Origin of the sequence: Thioalkalivibrio sp. ALJ7 (assembly GCF_000376865.1) — a bacterium.
GTDB lineage: Bacteria > Pseudomonadota > Gammaproteobacteria > Ectothiorhodospirales > Ectothiorhodospiraceae > Thioalkalivibrio.
Genome location: NZ_AQXQ01000012.1, coordinates 764,731 through 784,151, shown reverse-complemented (window position 1 = coordinate 784,151; position 19,421 = coordinate 764,731). Strand labels below are relative to the sequence as shown.

Sequence of the window (19,421 nt, the reverse complement as noted above, 5' to 3'; positions counted from 1 at the left end):
GATGGCATCCAGCGCACTGAACTGGGTCCGTGACGAACTCGACAAGCTGTTTGTCGAGGTCCAGGACGCATTGCGGCGGTACTCGGACGACCCGTCCTGCGGCGATTGTCTGGCCGAGGCCCGCAGCCGGGTCGACCAGATCCGCAATACCCTGGTCATGGTCCAGGTCGAGAGCGTGGTCCTGATCTGCGACGAGATGCTGCAGGTCCTGGAACAGCTCGAACAGGCGGACGAGCCGAACGTGGCGGCGACCGAGCCGCTACTGCGGGCCGCGCTGCAACTCCCGGATTATCTCGAGAACGAGGGCGATGGCGAACTGCCCTCGCCGATGATCCTCGTACCGCTGCTGAACGAGCTTCGCAGCAGCCGTGGCGCCTCGTTACTGCTGGATGTGGCGGCGTTAATGCCGGACCCACAATCGGTGGATGATGCCCGCGTGGGCTCCGGCGACGAGGTGCTGGAGCCGGTCGCCCGAGTGCCGGTACTGCAACAGGCGCGGCGCCGTTTCCAGCGTGACCTGCTGGAGCTTGTGCGAGGTGACGATGCGACCACGCCGGCTGGGCGCTTGCAGGAGACCGCTCGTGTGGTCGAGGAAGCGGTTCCGGCGGGTGAGGCCCGCCGCCTGTTCTGGGTGGCGGGTGCCGTGCTCGAAGCCATCGCCCAGGGCGGGGTCGAAGCCGATACCGATGTGCGCCGACTGATCGGCCGGATTGATCGCGAGCTGGGTCGTTACCTCAGCGTTCTGATTGCTCACGTTGAGTCGTCCGGTGACGGGTCCGAGCCCGAATACGAGGCCCCGGCCGCGCTGGTCAAGACGCTTTTGTTCCACGTGGCCTGTGCGACCTCGGAAGGTGAGCAGACCCTGGCCGTACGTGAGGTGTTCGGGCTGGATAGCCTGAATCTCGACGAGGAGAGCGGTGTCGGGCGATCGGTTTACGACAACCTGCGTCAGGCCTTGGAAGACGATCTTGCCGAGGTGCGCGAGCGCCTTGATGTCCTGATGCGCTCACCCGTCCGGGGGGCCGAGGACCTCGATAACCTGCGTGAACAGGTCGAAAGGATCGGCTCGACCCTCAGTCTGCTGGGCCTGGATTCCGGACAGGACCACACGGATGCCCTGGCGGCCTCACTGACTCCTGAGCGTGCCGGAGAGGCGGACGAACAGGTCGACATGGTGCTGGCGGAGCACCTCCTGGCCCTAGAAGCCCTGTTGGAATCCGGTCTGCGTCGCAAGAGCACAAGCCCCACGCCTCAAGCCGAGTTTGATCGTGCCCTGGCGGTGGCGGTGTACAAGGAGGCCTTGGTTGACGTCCGCCGGGTTCGTGACCTGTTTCTCGGATTCCTCGACGCAGGTCCGGAGACCTCGGGTGATGGCCTTGACGAGGCCCGGGAGGGTCTGCGCCGTATCGAGGGGGCGATGTCGATGTCGGGCTTCGAGGCCCTGCACGCCCTTCTTGGCCCGCTGATTCGACATCTCGATTCCCGTGCCGGCATGGCTGCGACCCAGCTGGATGCGGGCGAGATTGAAGCCCTGGCCGAGGTGCTCAGCAGTATCGAAGTGGCGCTGGAGTCCTCCGGTCAGCCGTGGCGCGAACTGGACAGCGTCCACGAGCGTGGGATTGCAGCGCTGCAGCGGATCGGCGCCATCTCCGGTGGTGACTCCGAGGCTGAAGGGAAACCGCTGCAGGACCTTGCGGCAGCCGACGACCACGATGTTGGCTCCGCGTCGGCACTGGATGCCGGGCTTGATGCCGGGGCGCCGGACGACGCGGCGCATGAGCTGGATTTGGACGACGTGGGTGCCACCTCCAGCCCGGTTCCGGCGGGTGGGCGCGATTCGCTCCCATTCGATGACACCGTGCTGGCGGAGCAGGTTCGTGGCCCGGATGTGGACCCGGAGATCCTGGAGATCTTCCTTGAGGAATCGGACGAGGAGGTGGCGAGCCTGGGCGAGCACTTCCCGCGCTGGCAGACCAATCCGGCCGACCTGGAGACCCTTTCGGTCATTCGGCGGTCGTTCCATACGCTAAAGGGATCCGGCCGTCTCGCCGGCGCCCTGCGCCTGGGGGAGTTTGCCTGGGCGCTCGAGTCCTTCCTGAACCGGTTGTTGGACTCGGGCCACGAAGCGGATCATGCAACCCTGCAGGTGATCGAGGATGCCATTGGCGTGCTGCCTGGCTTGGTGACCGAGGTCCGTGACGATACCGGTCCGGATACCCCGGTGCTGGATATCGCGTTGCGACTCCGGGCCCTGGCCAGTGGTGACGTGGCCACCGACGCCGAGCCCGAGGATGACGCCGCCGCCGAGCGTGTCGCACCACCAGGGGCGGAAGAAGATTTCCTGGCCTTGGCGCGCACCCTTGATGGGCTCGATGCACCAGAGCCTGCCGAGCCCACCGAAGCGACGGAGATTGCGGAGGAGGCGGTTGCCGACTCTTTCCTGCAGGAACCGGGCGCCTTCGTGCCGGACTTGCCACCGGAAGAGGCGTCCGAGTCCGAAGAGGTAGCAGCCTCCCCTTTGGACCTCGAAGACCTTGAGCTCCCGGCTGATGCGCTCGACACCAATGAAGAGGTGCTGAGCGAAGAGCTGGAAGAGCCCGCGACCGCCGGGATCGAGGTCGGCGACGAACCGGCTGACCTCGACGAGGAGTCACTCGCAGCCGTCGGGGCCGTCGACACGGGGGAGCCCGAGTCCGAAATCGCCCGCATGGAAACGGACCCGCAGCTGTGGCAGGTCTTCTCCGCCGAGGCGCAGGTTCATCTGCTCACGCTACGGGGCTGGCTGGACGAGTCCCAGTGGCGGCCGGACCGGATTCCGAATCACGATCTGGAGCGCGCGCTGCATACCCTGAACGGGAGCGCGCGGACGGCCGACATTCGGGGGATCTACTCGGTTTGTGGGCCGTTTGAGCGCCTGATCCGCATCCATCGTGACATGGAGTGGGCATTGCCCACCCAGGCCATCGAGCTGTTGCGGCAGCTGGAAGGCTACGTGGCGGATGCGGTGGGGGACGAGGAGCCCGATCCACGCAAGGTGATGGATCCACCCACTTGGGCGCCCGAGGTCTATTCCTTGCTGGATCATGCGACGGCCGAACAGTTGTTGCGGGCCGAGGAGGATGCGGGCGAAGAGGATGCGCCGGAATTCGCGGGCCCCGGTTTCGCCGGCGACGAGCCGGCTACGCCAGCGGCCGAGGCCGAGTTCGAGATTGACTGGGAGTTTGCCGAGGTCTTCATCGAGGAGGCCCGCGATATCCTCGAGGCGGCCTTTGCCGCCCTGGGTGGCTGGCGCGAAGCCGGTGGCCGCCCCGGACCCGACCAGAACACCTTCCAGCGCGAACTGCATACCTTGAAGGGCAGTGCCCGCATGGCAGGCTTCACCGTGGTCGGGTCCGTTGCGCATGCGCTGGAGAGCGCGCTGAGCGTCGAGACCGAGACCGGCCTGGAACCCCGCGACGGTTTCTTCCAGCTCGCCGAACGTGCCCTGACCGACGTCCAGCATCTGGTTGAACGGGGCGTGGGGGCATGGCAGATGGACGAGTCTGCCAGTGAATCACTGCCGGCCCTCCGGGCCTGGGCGGCCGGAGAGTCTGCCGAAGGGGCCGACGCTGAGTCGGATGTGCCGTCGGAGACAGCGGCCGAATCTGAAGACTCGGTGGCGAGCGATACCGGGGATGAGGATGCGCCGCCGACGCAGGTGCCGAGTGCCGCCGGGGATCAGCGTACCCACGAGGCGCCCGAGGCAGAAGGGCGCCGCATCCAGGACCAGGTCCGCATGGATGCCGAGGTGCTGGACAGCCTGGTGAACAATGCCGGTGAGCTGGCGACCTTCCATCGGCGCTTCGAACAGACCGTCGGGCGGGTCGAAGGTCAGGTCGACGAGCTGGAGCGCACCATCGCCCGCTTGCGTGACCAGCTGCGCAAGCTCGAGATCGAGACCGAGGCGCAAATCCTGTTCCGGGTGGAAGAAGAGAGTGGCGAAGAGGCCCTGGACTTCGACCCGCTGGAGATGGACCGCTATTCCGGCATTCAGCAACTCTCGCGCGCGCTGGCGGAGAGTGTCAGTGACCTCGAGGCCCTTAAGCAGGAAGTGGGCGACGAGCTGCAGAATGCCGGTGGCATCTTGCTGCAGCAGCGGCGGGTGGGTACGGATCTCCAGGATCAGCTGATGCGTCAGCGCATGGTGCGTTTCGCCCGCATGGCGCCGCGTCTACGTCGAGTCGTGCGGCAGGCGGGGGAAGACCTGGACAAGCCCGTGCGTGTGGAATTTACCGGGCAGGGCGCCGAGCTCGACCGCGCCTTGCTGGAACGGCTGGTGTCGCCGCTGGAACACCTGTTGCGCAACGCGATTGCGCACGGCCTCGAGACGCCGGCTGAACGCGAACAGGCCGGAAAGCCCGCGCAGGGACAAATCGACGTCAGCCTGGAACAGTCCGGCAGCGAGATCCGGTTGCAGGTCACCGACGATGGCAAGGGCATCGACGCCGAGGCCATTCGTGCCCGTGCCGTGGAGCGTGGACTCATTGCGGCCGATGCCGAGGTGAGCGATCCCCAGGCGTTGCAGCTCATCCTGCAATCCGGATTTTCCACGGCCGCCGAGGTCTCGCATGTCGCGGGCCGTGGTGTGGGTCTGGATGTGGTGAACAGTGATGTAAAGCAGCTGGGTGGGACGCTCGACATCCAGTCGACACCTGGCAAGGGCTCCCGCTTTACCATGCGGTTGCCGTTTACCCTGGCCATTTCTCAGGCCCTTTTGGTGCAGGTGGGCGAGGAGACCTTTGCCGTCCCGATGGCCTCGGTGGAGGGTGTGGTCCGGGCCCGAGCCGAAGAGATCGATCGGCGCGACGGCGAGGCGACGTACAACTATATTGGACAGGACTATCAGGTCCGTGGCCTCGGCGACCTGATGGGCGTCGAGAGCCAGGCCGGCGTCGAGCATTTCCCGGAGCACCCGTTCCCGCTGCTGCTCGTGCGAGCGGATGATCAGCGCGTTGCCCTGCGCATTGATGGCCTGCTGGGTAGCCAGGAAGTCGTGGTGAAGTCTGTGGGGCCGGTATTGAGCCGTATCCCGGGCGTGGCCGGTGCCACACTGCAGGGCGATGGTTCGGTGATGTTGATCCTGGATCTCAGTATGCTGGTGCGCTTCGCGGCTGCAGCGGCGTCGCTGCCGGAGGCGGCGCAGCCGGTGATCGAGGCCCATAGCGTCAAGCGCATCATGGTGGTGGACGATTCGATCACCATCCGCAAGGTCACGGCCCGCCTGCTAAGTCGTCATGGCTACGATGTGGTCACTGCCCGCGACGGTCTTGACGCGATCAGCCTGCTCGACGAGCGGCGGCCGCAGCTGATCCTGCTGGACGTCGAGATGCCGCGCATGGACGGCTTCGAGTTTGCCTCCCATGTGCGCGACCATCCGGATTTCGGGCAGGTCCCGATCATCATGATCACCTCGCGTAGCGGGACCAAGCACCGCGAGCGGGCAAACCGTCTTGGGGTCAATGGTTACCTCGGCAAGCCCTATCTGGAAAATGACCTGCTGAACGCGATCCGTGAGCAACTGCATGAGGTGCCGGCATGAGCGAGGAAGGGCAGACCGAAGCGGTCGAGGCCGTGATCGTTCAGCTGGACACCGGGTCCATCCTGTTGCCGCGTAGTGCCTTCCTTGAGGTGACGACGCGTGCCGGTGTGGTGGAGCAAGATTCCGAGCACCCGGATATCCCGTGGCTGGAGCCAAGCCTGGTCTGGCAGGATGTGCGGGTGCCGGTGGTCAACGTGAACCAGTTGCTGGACCCGGAGCGTGACAGTGGCGCGGATCGGCGCCGGTTTAGCCGCTTGCTGGTCATGCAGGCGGTGATGCAGCCGGATCACCTGCCCTTCTACGCGTTGGAGGTGCGGGGGACCCCGCATCCGGTGCAGATCACCCCACAGAACATCTATGCCCTTGAAGATGCCGAAGCGACGCCCTGGTCCTGGCGGGTCAAGGCCTCCGGCGTGACGACCCACCTGATGCGGCTGGATACCCTGGAGCAGCGTCTGCTGGAGCTCGGCGAGGCGCAGCCGGCCTGATCTTAGGGGTACGTAACGACGTCAGCTCGTGCGGGTGTTCCACTATCCCTGGAGGTCGCCAAGGCGCGCCTGAACCAGCGTGATGAGGGCGATCGTCGCTGTCTCGGTGCGCAAGGTTCGCGGCCCCATCCCCACCCCAAGAAAGCCGCTCGCCTGGGCCTGCTCGTGTTCCTCGGGCGTGAGTCCTCCCTCCGGTCCGATATACAGCGCGATGGATTGAGGCGCCGATTCGAGCGCTGCGAGGCGGCTTTCCAGACCCGGTCCACCTTCTTCCGCGAGAATGCGCACCCCGTCGGGAAGGCCCGCGAGGGCGACCCCTGGGTCCGCTGCCTCATGCAACTGCGGCAATTCGTTCCGGCCACACTGTTCTGCCGCAGCTTGCAGGATGCCGCGCCAGTGGCGCTGGCGTTTCTCCAGACCTTTGTGGGCGGCGGCCGACCGCGAACGTTCACAGAGTACCGGGCGAATGGATTGTACGCCCAGCTCCACGGCCTTCTGAATGGCGAGGTCCATGTGATCCCCACGGGCGACGCCCTGAAGCAGATGCACAGGAAAGGTGGGGTGACTTGGGTCGGCGGCACGCGGGCCGAGATGGAAGGTGCCGTGGCGGCGATCGGTTAGTTCGAGTGTGGCCTCGAACTCGTTGCCGTGGCCGTCGAAAACGCGGCAAGGGGCGCCGCTTTTCAGGCGCAGGACTGTAGTGGCGTAGTGCAGTCGATCTTGCGAAGCGGGGAAGGACTGCCCCGCGGCCAGTGCCTCGTTTTCAAGCAGTAGCCGGGGGCAGCGCATATCACTCTACTTCCGATTGTTGAGGTCCAGGGCCTTCCAGATCTGTTCGGTCGGTCCGGCCTGGTTCATCGAATAGAAGTGGATACCCGGGGCGCCCTTCGCCAGAAGGTCGTCGGTCAGCCGCGTGGCGAGCTCGATGCCGAGCTTGCGGATCGACTCCTTGTCATCACCGTAGGCCTCCATCCGCTTGCGGATGTAGCGCGGGATCTCGGCACCGCACATCTCGGAGAAGCGCACGATCTGGGTGTAGTTGGTGATCGGCATGATCCCGGCGATGATCGGGATATCGATGCCCATCTTCTGCACCCGTTCCATGAAGGCCACGTAGGCATCCACGTTATAGAAGTACTGGGTGATTGCAGCGTCGGCGCCGGCGTCCACCTTGGTCTTGAAATTCTCGAGGTCCTTCTCGGCATTGGGCGCCTGCGGATGGAACTCCGGATAGGCCGCTACCTCGATCTTGAACTGGTTGCCGAACTCGGCGCGCACGAACTCGACGAGTTCCGAGGCGTAGCGGAAGTCACCGCTCGCGCGGCTGGTGCCGGACGGCAGGTCACCGCGCAGGGCGACGATGCGTTTCACGCCGATGTCGCGATAGGTCGACAGCAGGTCGCGCAGCTCGTCCTTGGATGAGGAGATGCAGGAGACGTGCGGGGCGGCCGGAATGCCGTCGTGGTCGATGATGTCCTTGACCGTCTCCAGGGTGCGGTCGCGGGTGGACCCCCCGGCGCCGAAGGTGACGGAGTAGAACTCGGGATTCAGGGCGCCCAGGCGCTTGCGGGCCTTGGCCAGCCGTTCGGCCCCGGCCTCGTCCTTGGGCGGGAAGAATTCAACGCTGTAGACGCGTTCTTGTGTAGACATGTTTGTCCTCCAGGCAAAAAGAAGGCGGGCCGCACGAACATGCGGCCCGCCTCGGCGTTCACATTAGCAACGAATTGAAATGTGAGGCTGGCCGATCAGTAGCGGTAGTGTTCCGGCTTGAACGGGCCATCCGCCGACATACCCAGGTACTTGGCCTGATCGTCGGTCAGACGGGTCAGGTTGGCACCCAGCTTCTTCAGGTGCAGCTGCGCAACCTTCTCGTCCAGGTGCTTCGGCAGCACGAACACGTTCTTGTCGTACTCGTCACCCTTGGTCCACAGCTCGATCTGAGCCAGGGTCTGGTTGGTGAAGGAGTTGGACATCACGAAGCTCGGATGACCGGTACCGCAGCCCAGGTTCACCAGACGGCCTTCGGCCAGCATGATGATCCGGTTGCCGTTCGGCAGGATGATGTGGTCAACCTGCGGCTTGATGTTCTCCCACTCGTACTTGCGCATCGCGGCCACGGCGATCTCGGAGTCGAAGTGACCGATGTTGCAGACGATGGCCTGGTTCTTCATGCGGGTCATGTGATCTTCGGTGATCACATCCTTGTTACCGGTGGCGGTAACGAAGATCTCGGCCTTGTCGGCCGCTTCTTCCATCGTGACCACACGGAAGCCTTCCATGGCGGCCTGCAGGGCGCAGATCGGGTCGATCTCGGTGATCCACACGGTGGCACCAAGACCGGCCAGCGACTGGGCGGCACCCTTGCCGACGTCACCGTAGCCGCAGACCACGGCGATCTTGCCCGCGATCATCACGTCGGTGGCGCGCTTGATGGAGTCCACGGTGGACTCGCGGCAGCCGTACAGGTTGTCGAACTTGGACTTGGTGACCGAGTCATTGACGTTGATCGCCGGGAAGGCCAGTTCGCCGTCTTTCGCCATCTGGTACAGGCGATGGACACCGGTGGTGGTCTCTTCGGTCACGCCCTGGATCTTGGCGAGCTGCTCGGAGTACCAGGTCGGCTGCTTGGCCAGACGATCCTTGATCGAGGCAAACAGGGCGACTTCTTCTTCGTTCTCCGGGTTGGAGATGACGGACGGGTCCTTCTCGGCCTTGGCGCCGATGTGCAGGAGCAGCGTGGCATCGCCACCGTCGTCCAGGATCATGTTGGCGCCGCCGTCGAATTCAAAGATACGGTGGCAGTAGTCCCAGTACTCTTCCAGGGTTTCGCCCTTCACGGCGAAGACCGGGGTGCCGTTGTCGGCGATAGCGGCCGCGGCGTGGTCCTGGGTGGAGTAGATGTTGCAGGAGGCCCAGCGCACGTCGGCGCCCAGGGCTTCCAGGGTCTGGATCAGGACCGCAGTCTGGATGGTCATATGCAGGGAGCCGGCAATCTTGGCGCCCTTGAGCGGCTTGGAGGCCGCGAACTCTTCGCGAGTCTGGACCAGGCCAGGCATTTCGGTCTCGGCGATCGCAATTTCCTTGCGGCCGAATTCGGCAAGGTTAATGTCCTTGACGACGTAGTCGGTCGTTTTCTTGTCGTTCATCACAGCATTCATGGATTAACTTCTCCGTCTATCTGGATGAGCGCCGTGTGCATTTTTCAGGGGACATCCAGCTGAGCCTGACGGTTGGACCGCTGCAGCGCTCCTCAGCCGGATGGGTATTTTGCTTACAAAATGTCGGGTGTGCTTAGAGGCCCGCCATCTTCTTAAGTTCCTCGGCCTTGTCGGTACGCTCCCAGGGGAGGTCGACGTCTTCACGACCGAAGTGACCGTAGGCGGCAGTCGCCTTATAGATCGGGCGCAGCAGGTCCATCATCTGGATCAGACCCCACGGACGCAGATCAAACACGTCGCGCACGAAGCCTTCGATCTTGCGATCGTCGACCTTGCCGGTGCCGAAGGTGTCGATGGTGATCGAGGTCGGCTCGGCCACGCCGATGGCGTAGGAGACCTGGATCTCGCACTTGTCGGCCAGGCCGGCGGCGACGATGTTCTTGGCCACATAACGGCCGGCGTAGGCGGCGGAGCGGTCCACCTTGGACGGGTCCTTGCCGGAGAACGCGCCACCACCGTGACGGGCCATGCCGCCGTAGGTGTCGACGATGATCTTGCGGCCGGTCAGGCCAGCGTCGCCCACCGGGCCGCCGATCTCGAACTTGCCGGTCGGGTTGATGTGGATCTGATCCTTGGAGACTTTGCCCAGCCACTCGGTCGGCAGGACCTTCTTGAAGATCTCTTCATAGATCGCTTCCTGCAGATCTTTCTGCGAGATCTCGGGGCTGTGCTGGGTGGACAGGACCACCGCGTCCAGGCCGGCCGGCTTGCCGTCTTCGTAGCGCAGGGAGACCTGGCTCTTGGCGTCCGGGCGCAGCCACGGCAGCTTGCCGCTCTTCATCAGTTCGGACTGGATGCGCACCATCTTGTGGGCGTAGAAGATCGGGGCAGGCATCAGGGTGTCGGTCTCGCGCGCGGCGTAACCGAACATCAGGCCCTGGTCGCCGGCACCCTGGGTGGCGCGGTCGGAGACGTCGCGGTCCACACCCTGAGCGATGTCCTTGGACTGTTCGCCAAGCACGTTCAGCACGGCGCAGGTCTTGCCGTCGAAGCCGACGTCGGAGTCGTTGTAGCCGATCTCGCAGACGGTCTCGCGCACCAGGCTTTCGTAGTCGATCTGCGCGCCGGTGGTGATCTCGCCCAGCAGCATGACCATGCCGGTCTTGGTGGCGGTTTCACAGGCGATACGGGCGTGCGGGTCCTGCTCGATGATGGCGTCGACGATGGTGTCGGACACCAGGTCGGCCATCTTGTCGGGGTGACCGGCAGAGACAGATTCCGAAGTAAAGATGTAGTCGTTGGACATTAAGCGTTTCCTTTTGGGTCGGTTCTATTTAGTTTTGCGCAAAACGACCTCTAGTGTAACGCGACTCGCCGGAATTTTCTAAGCCCCTCCCCGGCAATGGTGGGGGCATCGCGACCTGCGCCAGCGGCAAGGCCGCAGCGTGGCGCGGTCTGGGGCCGACTTGCCCCGCTGCTCGAAAGTGGCCAAAATGCATCGCCTTTGATGGGAAGCGCTGCCCGCTCTGCGCTCATGTGGCAGGAGACGAGAGCGCTTCCGCAGGCTGCTCGGGGCACGCCGCGCCCCTGGAGCGCCGGCAGGTACTGGTACTACCTCGTTCGGCCGACTCGTCCGGGTCTGCCGCGCTGGCGCCCTGCGCCGCTGCCCGCCATCAGCCGAATCCAACACTACTTTAGAGCAGGAGATCAGCATGCCGACCCGTAGAGAGCTTGCAAACGCCGTCCGCGCCTTGTCGATGGACGCGGTCCAGAAGGCCAATTCCGGTCACCCGGGTGCGCCGATGGGGATGGCGGACATCGCCGAGGTGCTGTGGAACGACTATATGCAGCACAACCCGGCGAATCCGAGCTGGCCGGATCGCGACCGCTTCGTGATGTCCAACGGCCACGGTTCCATGCTGGTCTACTCGCTGCTGCACCTGACCGGCTACGACCTGCCGATGGACGAGATCAAGCAGTTCCGCCAGCTGCACTCGCAGACCCCGGGTCACCCCGAGTATGGCTACACCGCCGGCGTCGAGACCACCACGGGTCCGCTGGGCCAGGGCATCTCCAACGCGATCGGCATGGCGCTGGCCGAGAAGATGATGTCGGCCCACTTCAATCAGCCGGGTCACGACATCGTTGACCACAATACCTACGCCTTCCTCGGCGACGGCTGCATGATGGAAGGGATCTCCCACGAGACCTGCGCCCTGGCCGGCACCCTGGGCCTGGGCAAGCTGGTCGCCTTCTGGGATGACAACGGCATCTCCATCGATGGCGAGGTTGAAGGCTGGTTTACCGACGACACCCCGGGCCGTTTCGAGGCGTATGGCTGGCACGTCGTGCGCGGCGTGGACGGACACGACGCGGATGCGGTCAAGGCCGCCATCGAAGAGGCGCGCAAGCACAGTGACAAGCCGAGCCTGATCTGCTGCCGCACCGTGATCGGCTTTGGTTCGCCGAACAAGTCTGGCAAGGAAGAGTGCCACGGTGCCGCCCTGGGCGATGACGAGATCGCGCTGACCCGCAAGGAACTGGGCTGGGAGCACGCCCCGTTCGAGATCCCGAACGACATCTACGACGGCTGGAGCGCCAAGGACAAGGGCGCCAAGGCCGAGGCCGAGTGGAAGGAGCGTTTTGCCGCGTACAAGGCTGCGCATCCGGAACTGGCCGCCGAGTTCGAGCGCCGCATTGCGGGCGATCTGCCTGCCGACTGGAGCGAGAAGGCCAACGCCTACATCAAGCAGACCGTCGAGAAGGCCGAGAAGGTCGCTTCGCGCAAGGCCTCGCAGAACGCGATTGCTGGCATGGCCCCGGCCGTCCCGGAACTGCTGGGCGGCTCCGCCGACCTGGCCGGTTCCAACCTGACCATGTATTCCGGCTCCAAGGGCGTCAGCAAGGACGACGCCGCGGGCAACTACGTGTACTACGGCGTGCGTGAATTCGGCATGGCCGCGATCATGAACGGCATTGCCCTGCACGGCGGGTTCATCCCCTACGGCGGCACCTTCCTGATCTTCTCCGACTACGCCCGTAACGGCATCCGCATGTCCGCGCTGATGAAGCAGCGGATCATGTACGTGTTGACCCATGACTCCATCGGTCTGGGCGAAGACGGTCCGACCCACCAGCCGATCGAGCAGACCCCGAGCCTGCGTCTGATCCCGAACCTGAACGTCTGGCGTCCCTGCGATGCGGTGGAGACCGCGGTTGCTTGGAAGGCCGGTATCGAGCGGACCGACGGCCCGTCGGCCTTCATCCTGTCGCGTCAGGGTCTGCCGCATATGGAGCGCGATGGCGAGCAGCTTGCCAACATCGCCCGTGGTGGCTATGTGCTGAAGGACTGCGACGGCACCCCGGACCTGATCTTCATCGCGACCGGTTCCGAGATCGAACTGGCCGTGCAGGCCGCCGACGAGCTGGCCGGCGAAGGCAAGAAGGTGCGCGTGGTGTCCATGCCCTGTGTCGAGCTGTTCGAGCAGCAAGACCCGGCCTACCGCGAGGCCGTACTGCCGAACGCCGTGCGCGCCCGTGTCGCCATCGAGGCCGGCGCAACCGCCACCTGGCACAAGTTCACCGGCCTCGACGGCGCGGTGTTTGGCCTGGATCGCTTCGGCGAGTCCGCCCCGGGTGGCGCCCTGTTCGACTACTTCGGCTTCAAGCCGGGGAATGTCGCCCAGGTTGCGCGTGACGTGATGAAGGGCTGAGCCCGAATTGATTCTGCATAAGCAATAGAGAGGAGACTCCCATGTCTATCAAGGTTGGTATCAACGGCTTCGGTCGCATCGGTCGCATGGCCTTCCGCGCCATCGCCAAGGACTTCCCGAACCTGCAGGTGGTCGGCATCAACGACCTGCTGGATCCGGAGTACCTGGCCTACATGCTGCGTTACGACTCCGTGCATGGCCGCTTCGAAGGCGACATCAGCGTCGACGGCGATCACCTGGTGGTGAACGGCAACCGTATCCGCCTGACCGCCGAGAAGGACCCGTCCGCGCTGAAGTGGGGCGACATCAACGCCGACATCGTGATCGAGTCCACCGGCCTGTTCCTGACCGCCGAGACCGCCCAGAAGCACCTGGACGCCGGCGCCAAGAAGGTCGTGATGTCCGCGCCGTCCAAGGACGACACCCCGATGTTCGTGTATGGCGTGAACCACGGTGACTACGCCGGCCAGAACATGGTCTCCGCCGCCTCCTGCACCACCAACGCCCTGGCCCCGGTGGCCAAGGTGCTGAACGACACCTGGGGCATCAAGCGTGGCCTGATGACCACCGTGCACGCCGCCACCGCGACCCAGAAGACCGTTGACGGCCCGTCCATGAAGGACTGGCGCGGCGGCCGCGGCATCCTGGAGAACATCATCCCGTCCTCCACCGGTGCGGCCAAGGCCGTGGGCAAGGTGCTGCCGGAACTGAACGGCAAGCTGACCGGCATGGCCTTCCGTGTGCCGACCTCCGACGTCTCCGTGGTCGACCTGACCGTGGAACTGAACGGCGACGCCAAGTACGACGACGTCTGCGCGGCCATGAAGAAGGCCTCCGAGGGCGAGCTGAAGGGCGTGCTGGGCTACACCGACGAGCTGGTGGTCTCCACCGACTTCCGTGGCTACACCGCCCCGTCCGTGTTTGACGCCGGCGCCGGCATCCAGCTGGACCCGACCTTCGTGAAGGTCGTGGCCTGGTACGACAACGAGTACGGCTACACCTGCAACATGCTGCGCATGGTGGAACACGTCGCCAAGTAAGACCGGATGGCCGGGTCCCCTGGGGATCCGGCCATTTCCGTATTCCAGCGTCTCTTGAGAGGCCTGGGGCCAACCCCGTTGGGGTTTGCCCGAAGCCTTTTTCTTTCCAATCGTATTTCCGAGAGGTACTCCCATGTCTGTCATCAAGATGACCGATCTCGACCTGCAGGGCCGCCGTGTGTTGGTGCGCCAGGATCTCAACGTCCCGGTGAAGGGCGGCAAGGTCACCTCCGACGCGCGTATCCGCGCGAGCCTCGAGACCGTGCAGAAGGCCCTGGAAGGCGGCGCCAGCGTGATGCTGATGTCGCACCTGGGCCGGCCGACCGAGGGCGAGTTCTCCGAAGAAGACTCCCTGGCCCCGGTCGCCGAGCACATGGCCGGTCTGCTCGGGCGCGAAGTGCGCCTGGTGCGGGATTACCTCGACGGAGTGGACGCGAAGCCGGGTGAAGTCATCCTGCTCGAGAACGTCCGCTTCAACGCGGGCGAGAAAAAGGACGACGAGGCGCTGGCGAAGAAGTACGCCGCGCTGTGCGACGTGTTCGTGATGGACGCCTTTGGTACCGCCCACCGCGCCCAGGCCTCCACCCACGGCGTGGCGAAGTTCGCCCCGCAGGCCTGCGCCGGCCCGCTGCTGGCCAAGGAGCTGGAGGCCCTTGGTCAGGCCCTGGAGACCCCGAAGCGCCCGCTGGTGGCGATCGTCGGTGGTTCCAAGGTCTCGACCAAGCTGACCGTGCTGGAGTCGCTGTCCAACGTCGTCGATCAGCTGATCGTGGGTGGTGGCATCGCCAATACCTTCATCGCGGCCCAGGGCCACGGAGTGGGCAAGTCCCTGTATGAGGCGGACCTGGTCGACGAATCCAAGCGCCTGATGGAGGCCGCCCGTTCCAAGGGCGGCGAGATCCCGGTCCCGACCGACGTGACCGTAGGCAAGGAATTCTCCGAGTCCACCCCGGCCGAGACCAAGGCCGTGAACGCCGTGGCCGACGACGACATGATCTTCGATGTCGGCCCCGAGACCGCGGCGACCTACGCCGAGGCCCTGCGCAACGCCGGCACCATCGTCTGGAATGGCCCGGTGGGCGTGTTCGAGTTCGACCAGTTCGCCGGCGGCACCAAGGCGCTTGGTGAGGCGATTGCCGAGAGCAACGCCTTCTCCATTGCTGGTGGTGGTGACACCCTGGCCGCCATCGACAAGTACAACCTGGCCGATCGCATCAGCTACATCTCCACCGGCGGCGGTGCCTTCCTGGAATTCCTGGAAGGCAAGACCCTGCCGGCCGTCGCCATCCTGGAAGAGCGCGCCAAGGGCTGAGGCCCGGGCGCGTCCACCGCTGACGGAGATCGACGCGGATGAGACGCACCAAGATCGTGGCCACCCTCGGGCCGGCCACGGATACCGACGAGGCCATGGAGGCCATTATCCGCGCGGGCGTGGATGTGGTCCGGCTGAACTTTTCACATGGCGACCCGGATGATCATCGCCAGCGCCTGGCGCGACTGCGTGCGGCGTCCGAGCGCGTCGGCCGCTGTGTTGGCGTGCTCGGCGACCTGCAGGGGCCGAAGATCCGGATCGACCGCTTCGAGCAGGGCAAGGTGTACCTGGAAGAAGGCGCGCCTTTTGCGCTGGACGCCGATCTCGACCGCAACGCCGGGGACGAGACCCAGGTCGGCCTGACCTACAAGGAGCTGCCGGCCGACGTGCACCCGGAGGACATCCTGCTGCTGGATGACGGCCGCATCGTGCTCAAGGTCACGGCGGTCAACGGCGGCCGGATCGAGACCACGGTGGAGGTCGGCGGCGAGCTGTCCAATAACAAGGGCATCAACCGCCAGGGCGGCGGCCTCTCGGCCCCCGCGATCACCGACAAGGACCGCGACGATATCCGCCTCGCGGCCGAGTTGGAGGTGGACTATCTGGCCGTGTCTTTCCCACGGTCTGCCCAGGATCTGCACCTTGCGCGCAGCCTGCTGAAGGACGCCGGCTGGGAGGCCGGGATCTGCGCCAAGATCGAGCGTTCCGAGGCCCTGGAGGTGATCGACGAGATCATTGCTGCCTCCGAGGTGATCATGATTGCGCGCGGCGATCTCGGCGTGGAGATTGGCGACGCCGAGTTGCCGGGCGTGCAGAAGACCCTCATTACCCGTGCGCGTACCCTCAATCGTCTGGTCATTACCGCGACCCAGATGATGGAGACCATGATCCAGAACCCGATCCCGACCCGCGCCGAGGTCTTCGATGTCGCGAACGCGGTCCTGGACGGGACCGACGCGGTGATGCTCTCCGGTGAGACCGCGACCGGTCGCTACCCGGCACGCGTAGTGACCAGCATGGACCGGATCTGCGAGGCCGCGGAGCGCCAGCGTGCCGCGCGGCAGTCCGACCACCGCATGGATTCCACCTTCGGTCGCGTGGACGAGGCCATCGCGATGGCCACCATGTATACCGCCAACCACCTGGACGTGGCCGCGATTGCCGCGCTGACCGAATCCGGATCCACGGCGCTGTGGATGTCCCGCATCAGCTCCGGCATCCCGATCTACGCGCTCACCCAGCACGAGTCGACCAGTCGCCGCATGACGCTCTACCGTGGCGTCTACCCGGTGACCCTGGACCCGATCCCCGAAAGCCATGAAAGCGTGAACCGTGAGGCGGTGAACTTGCTCAAGGCCGAGGGCGTCGTGCAGGATGGCGGGCTGGTTATCATTACCAAGGGCGACCTGCAGGGCGAGCATGGCGGGACCAACGCCATGAAGATCGTGCGCGTCGGCGAACTGGCCTGACCCGCGCACCACCGGCGGTCGTGTAACCGAGAATCGACTTTTCTACTACCTCAGTCCGAATCCTGTAAGGAGGAATCCATGGCACTGATCTCACTTCGCCAGCTTCTGGACCATGCCGCCGAGCATGGCTATGGCATGCCGGCTTACAACGCCAACAACATGGAGCAGGTCCACTCGATCATGGAAGCGGCCGCTGCGGTCGACTCCCCGGTGATCATTCAGGCCTCCGCCGGTGCCCGCAAGTACGCCGGCGAGCCCTTCCTGCGCCACAACATCATCGCCGCCATTGAGCAGTACCCGGACATCCCGGTCGTGCTGCACCAGGACCACGGCTCCGAGCCGGCGGTCTGCCTGCGCTCCATCCAGTCCGGCTTCAGCTCGGTGATGATGGACGGCTCCCTGATGCCCGACATGAAGACCCCGGCCACCTACGACTACAATCGTGACGTGACCGCCAAGGTCTCCGAGATCGCCCACGCCTGCGGTGTGTCCGTGGAAGGCGAGCTGGGCTGCCTGGGTTCGCTGGAAACCGGCATGGCCGGCGAGGAAGACGGCTCCGGCGCCGAAGGCAAGCTGTCCCACGACCAGCTGCTGACCGACCCGGACGAGGCCGCCGACTTCGTGAAGAACACCAAGTGCGACGCTCTGGCGATCGCCATTGGTACCTCTCACGGCGCCTACAAGTTCACCCGTCCGCCGACCGGTGACATCCTCGCCATCCAGCGCATCAAGGAAATCCACAACCGCATCCCGGATACCCATCTGGTCATGCACGGTTCCTCCTCGGTGCCGCAGGAGTGGCTGGAAATCATCAACAAGTACGGCGGCGACATGGGCGAGACCTATGGCGTGCCGGTTGAAGAGATCCAGGAAGGCATCAAGCACGGCGTGCGCAAGGTCAACATCGACACCGACCTGCGTATGGCCTCCACCGGTGCGGTGCGCAAGTTCCTGGCCGAGAACCCGAAGGAATTCGACCCGCGCAAATTCCTGAAGGCCTCCACCGCGGCCATGAAGGACATCTGCCAGGCCCGTTACGAGGCCTTCGGTTGCGCCGGCATGGCGTCCAAGATCAAGCCGATCTCCCTGGACGACATGGTCAAGCGTTACCTGTCTGGCGAGCTGGATCCCAAGGTCAACTGATCTTGCGGAATGCAGCACATGAAAGGGGGCTTCGGCCCCCTTTTTTTGTGCCATGATGAGCGCATTAGCAAGCCTTGATGGAGGCCTTCGCGATGCATCGACTGATCCGTTATTGCCTGACCGCCGTGATGCTGGCGGCTGTGGCCGGTACCGCCCATGCCAACCCGTTCAGCCGCGAGATCGACCCGCAGGACATCATCGATCGCGCCCAGGCGACGGTGGAGAACATGGCGACCCATCCCGAATACGAATCGCTCCAGGAGGAGCTACGCGATGCCCGGGGCGTGGTGATCTTCCCGCGGGTGGCGCGGGGTGCATTCCTCGTGGGGGGCTCCGGTGGGATCGGGGTCTTTCTCGCCTGGGATGACGAGCGCGGTGATTATTCACCGGTCGCGTTCTATTCGCTGGGTTCAGTCAGCTTCGGCATGCAGTTCGGGGGCGATGCGGCCGAGGTGGTGATGGTGGCGCGCACCCAGGATGCGGTGGACTCCATGTTCGGGTCCGCCATTCGTCTGGGTGGGGATGCCTCGGTGGCTGCGGGTCCGGTAGGCGCGGGCCGTAGCGCCACCCCGACCGCCGATTTCCTGTCCTACTCGCGTTCCCGTGGTGCTTATCTGGGAATGAGCTTCTCCGGTTCGCGGATGACCGTGCGCGACGACTTCAACGAGGCCTATTACGGCGAATCCCAGCGTCCGGTGCATATCATCGAGTCGCGCCGTGTCGACCGCGAGGGTACCCGTGCGCTGCGCGAGACCCTGGCCGCCTTCCGTACCGATTCCGGGGCGGAATCCGAAGAGGCCCGCGATCAGGGCCGCGAGCAGGCCCCGGTGGAGCCGATTCGACCGGACAACTTCGAGGTGGAGAGCTTCTGAACTAGCGCCGCCCGCGTGATGCCTTCCGGTGACTCGACGATCGCGGCGTGCGTGCGCGCGCGCAGGGCGGCTCGGTTGTCGAGGCGCGGATCGGCATCCGCCCGGCGGCGGTTGAGCACGATGCCGGCTAGCACCAGCCCGCGCCGCTCCAGGGCCTCCAGGGTGAGCAGGCAGGTGTTGAGTGCCCCCAACCGGTCCTCCGCGACCAGCAACACGGGCAACCCCAGCGCGCTGGCGAGATCCGCGTTCAACCCGTCCGCGCACAGTGGCGAGTAGAAGCCTCCCGCGCCCTCGACCAGCCGGGGGCCTTCCGCGTCAGTCCCGCAGGCGGTGACGAGCTGTGCGACGGTCAGACGCACCCCCTGGTTCGCTGCGGCCTGGTCTGGCGCGATGGCGTCGGGGAAGCGCCAGGGCGTGACCTGTTCGATGTCGGCATCCGGAAGCCCTGCGGCGCGGGTCAGATTCAGCCCGTCTTCGGGGGTCAGGCCGTTGGCGCCCGCTGGGCAGCCGGACTCCACGGGCTTTCTTGGCTGCGGTTTCAGGCCTCGCTCGTGCCAAAGCTGTAGCAGGGCACAGCTGACGAAGGTCTTGCCGACCCCAGTGTCCGTGCCGGTGACGAACAGGCCCTGCGGTGGGGCGGCCATGTCT

At 65.0% G+C, this 19,421-nt stretch carries 13 protein-coding genes and 1 riboswitch; of the genes, 8 read left to right on the top strand and 5 right to left on the bottom strand.

The window, feature by feature from the left end:
• Position 1: 1 nt before the first annotated feature.
• Both D002_RS0112350 and D002_RS0112345 read left to right on the top strand, forming a co-directional pair.
• Complete coding sequence (locus D002_RS0112350) at positions 2–5,578, top strand: Hpt domain-containing protein (RefSeq protein WP_018142238.1); 5,577 nt, start codon at positions 2–4, stop codon at positions 5,576–5,578.
• Positions 5,575–6,066, top strand: coding sequence for a hypothetical protein (locus D002_RS0112345; protein WP_018142237.1), 492 nt, complete (start codon positions 5,575–5,577; stop codon positions 6,064–6,066). Before D002_RS0112350 ends, D002_RS0112345 begins: the two co-directional genes overlap by 4 nt.
• Before the next feature lie 42 nt (positions 6,067–6,108).
• Here D002_RS0112345 and D002_RS0112340 read toward each other — a convergent pair whose 3' ends face one another.
• From D002_RS0112340 to metK, 4 genes are all read right to left on the bottom strand, one after another.
• Positions 6,109–6,855 carry a 16S rRNA (uracil(1498)-N(3))-methyltransferase gene (locus D002_RS0112340; protein WP_018142236.1) on the bottom strand — a complete coding sequence of 249 codons (747 nt, stop codon included), beginning with the start codon at positions 6,853–6,855 and terminating at the stop codon, positions 6,109–6,111.
• 6 nt (positions 6,856–6,861) lie between these two features.
• The gene (gene metF / locus D002_RS0112335) at positions 6,862–7,716 is read right to left on the bottom strand and encodes a methylenetetrahydrofolate reductase [NAD(P)H] (RefSeq protein WP_018142235.1); all 855 of its coding nucleotides are present in this window, start codon (positions 7,714–7,716) and stop codon (positions 6,862–6,864) included.
• A 95-nt stretch (positions 7,717–7,811) separates the two neighbouring features.
• On the bottom strand, positions 7,812–9,224 hold the full coding sequence (ahcY, locus tag D002_RS0112330; RefSeq protein ID WP_018142234.1) for an adenosylhomocysteinase: 1,413 nt from the start codon (positions 9,222–9,224) through the stop codon (positions 7,812–7,814).
• A 19-nt stretch (positions 9,225–9,243) separates the two neighbouring features.
• Positions 9,244–9,324, bottom strand: a riboswitch (S-adenosyl-L-homocysteine riboswitch).
• A gap of 33 nt (positions 9,325–9,357) precedes the next feature.
• Positions 9,358–10,530, bottom strand: a complete 1,173-nt coding sequence (metK, locus tag D002_RS0112325; protein ID WP_018142233.1) for a methionine adenosyltransferase — start codon at positions 10,528–10,530, stop codon at positions 9,358–9,360.
• Between the two features lie 406 nt (positions 10,531–10,936).
• Here metK and tkt point away from each other — a divergent pair, with 406 nt between their 5' ends.
• The 6 genes from tkt (at position 10,937) to D002_RS0112295 (ending at position 18,773) form a co-directional block, all read left to right on the top strand.
• Positions 10,937–12,937: a transketolase gene (gene tkt / locus D002_RS0112320; RefSeq protein WP_018142232.1), complete on the top strand. Its 2,001-nt coding sequence runs from the start codon at positions 10,937–10,939 to the stop codon at positions 12,935–12,937.
• 41 nt (positions 12,938–12,978) lie between these two features.
• The gene (gene gap, locus D002_RS0112315; RefSeq protein ID WP_018138126.1) at positions 12,979–13,977 is read left to right on the top strand and encodes a type I glyceraldehyde-3-phosphate dehydrogenase; all 999 of its coding nucleotides are present in this window, start codon (positions 12,979–12,981) and stop codon (positions 13,975–13,977) included.
• A gap of 133 nt (positions 13,978–14,110) precedes the next feature.
• Positions 14,111–15,289 (top strand): phosphoglycerate kinase, encoded by a 1,179-nt coding sequence (locus D002_RS0112310; RefSeq protein WP_018142231.1) that lies wholly within the window; start codon positions 14,111–14,113, stop codon positions 15,287–15,289.
• Between the two features lie 38 nt (positions 15,290–15,327).
• Positions 15,328–16,758 carry a pyruvate kinase gene (pyk, locus tag D002_RS0112305; protein WP_018142230.1) on the top strand — a complete coding sequence of 477 codons (1,431 nt, stop codon included), beginning with the start codon at positions 15,328–15,330 and terminating at the stop codon, positions 16,756–16,758.
• Between the two features lie 78 nt (positions 16,759–16,836).
• Positions 16,837–17,901 carry a class II fructose-bisphosphate aldolase gene (fba, locus tag D002_RS0112300; RefSeq protein ID WP_018142229.1) on the top strand — a complete coding sequence of 355 codons (1,065 nt, stop codon included), beginning with the start codon at positions 16,837–16,839 and terminating at the stop codon, positions 17,899–17,901.
• 92 nt (positions 17,902–17,993) lie between these two features.
• The gene (locus D002_RS0112295; RefSeq protein WP_026181705.1) at positions 17,994–18,773 is read left to right on the top strand and encodes a lipid-binding SYLF domain-containing protein; all 780 of its coding nucleotides are present in this window, start codon (positions 17,994–17,996) and stop codon (positions 18,771–18,773) included.
• Here D002_RS0112295 and bioD read toward each other — a convergent pair.
• Positions 18,707–19,417, bottom strand: coding sequence for a dethiobiotin synthase (gene bioD, locus D002_RS0112290; RefSeq protein WP_155996190.1), 711 nt, complete (start codon positions 19,415–19,417; stop codon positions 18,707–18,709). The genes D002_RS0112295 and bioD overlap by 67 nt on opposite strands.
• Positions 19,418–19,421: the final 4 nt, after the last annotated feature.

Bases quoted from the DNA above. Each gene is read 5' to 3' on its own strand.
- D002_RS0112350 (WP_018142238.1), top strand. From the start codon at position 2: ATGGCATCCAGCGCACTGAACTGGGTCCGTGACGAACTCGACAAGCTG.
- D002_RS0112345 (WP_018142237.1), top strand. From the start codon at position 5,575: ATGAGCGAGGAAGGGCAGACCGAAGCGGTCGAGGCCGTGATCGTTCAG.
- D002_RS0112340 (WP_018142236.1), bottom strand. From the start codon at position 6,855: ATGCGCTGCCCCCGGCTACTGCTTGAAAACGAGGCACTGGCCGCGGGG.
- metF (WP_018142235.1), bottom strand. From the start codon at position 7,716: ATGTCTACACAAGAACGCGTCTACAGCGTTGAATTCTTCCCGCCCAAG.
- ahcY (WP_018142234.1), bottom strand. From the start codon at position 9,224: ATGAATGCTGTGATGAACGACAAGAAAACGACCGACTACGTCGTCAAG.
- metK (WP_018142233.1), bottom strand. From the start codon at position 10,530: ATGTCCAACGACTACATCTTTACTTCGGAATCTGTCTCTGCCGGTCAC.
- tkt (WP_018142232.1), top strand. From the start codon at position 10,937: ATGCCGACCCGTAGAGAGCTTGCAAACGCCGTCCGCGCCTTGTCGATG.
- gap (WP_018138126.1), top strand. From the start codon at position 12,979: ATGTCTATCAAGGTTGGTATCAACGGCTTCGGTCGCATCGGTCGCATG.
- D002_RS0112310 (WP_018142231.1), top strand. From the start codon at position 14,111: ATGTCTGTCATCAAGATGACCGATCTCGACCTGCAGGGCCGCCGTGTG.
- pyk (WP_018142230.1), top strand. From the start codon at position 15,328: ATGAGACGCACCAAGATCGTGGCCACCCTCGGGCCGGCCACGGATACC.
- fba (WP_018142229.1), top strand. From the start codon at position 16,837: ATGGCACTGATCTCACTTCGCCAGCTTCTGGACCATGCCGCCGAGCAT.
- D002_RS0112295 (WP_026181705.1), top strand. From the start codon at position 17,994: ATGCATCGACTGATCCGTTATTGCCTGACCGCCGTGATGCTGGCGGCT.
- bioD (WP_155996190.1), bottom strand. From the start codon at position 19,417: ATGGCCGCCCCACCGCAGGGCCTGTTCGTCACCGGCACGGACACTGGG.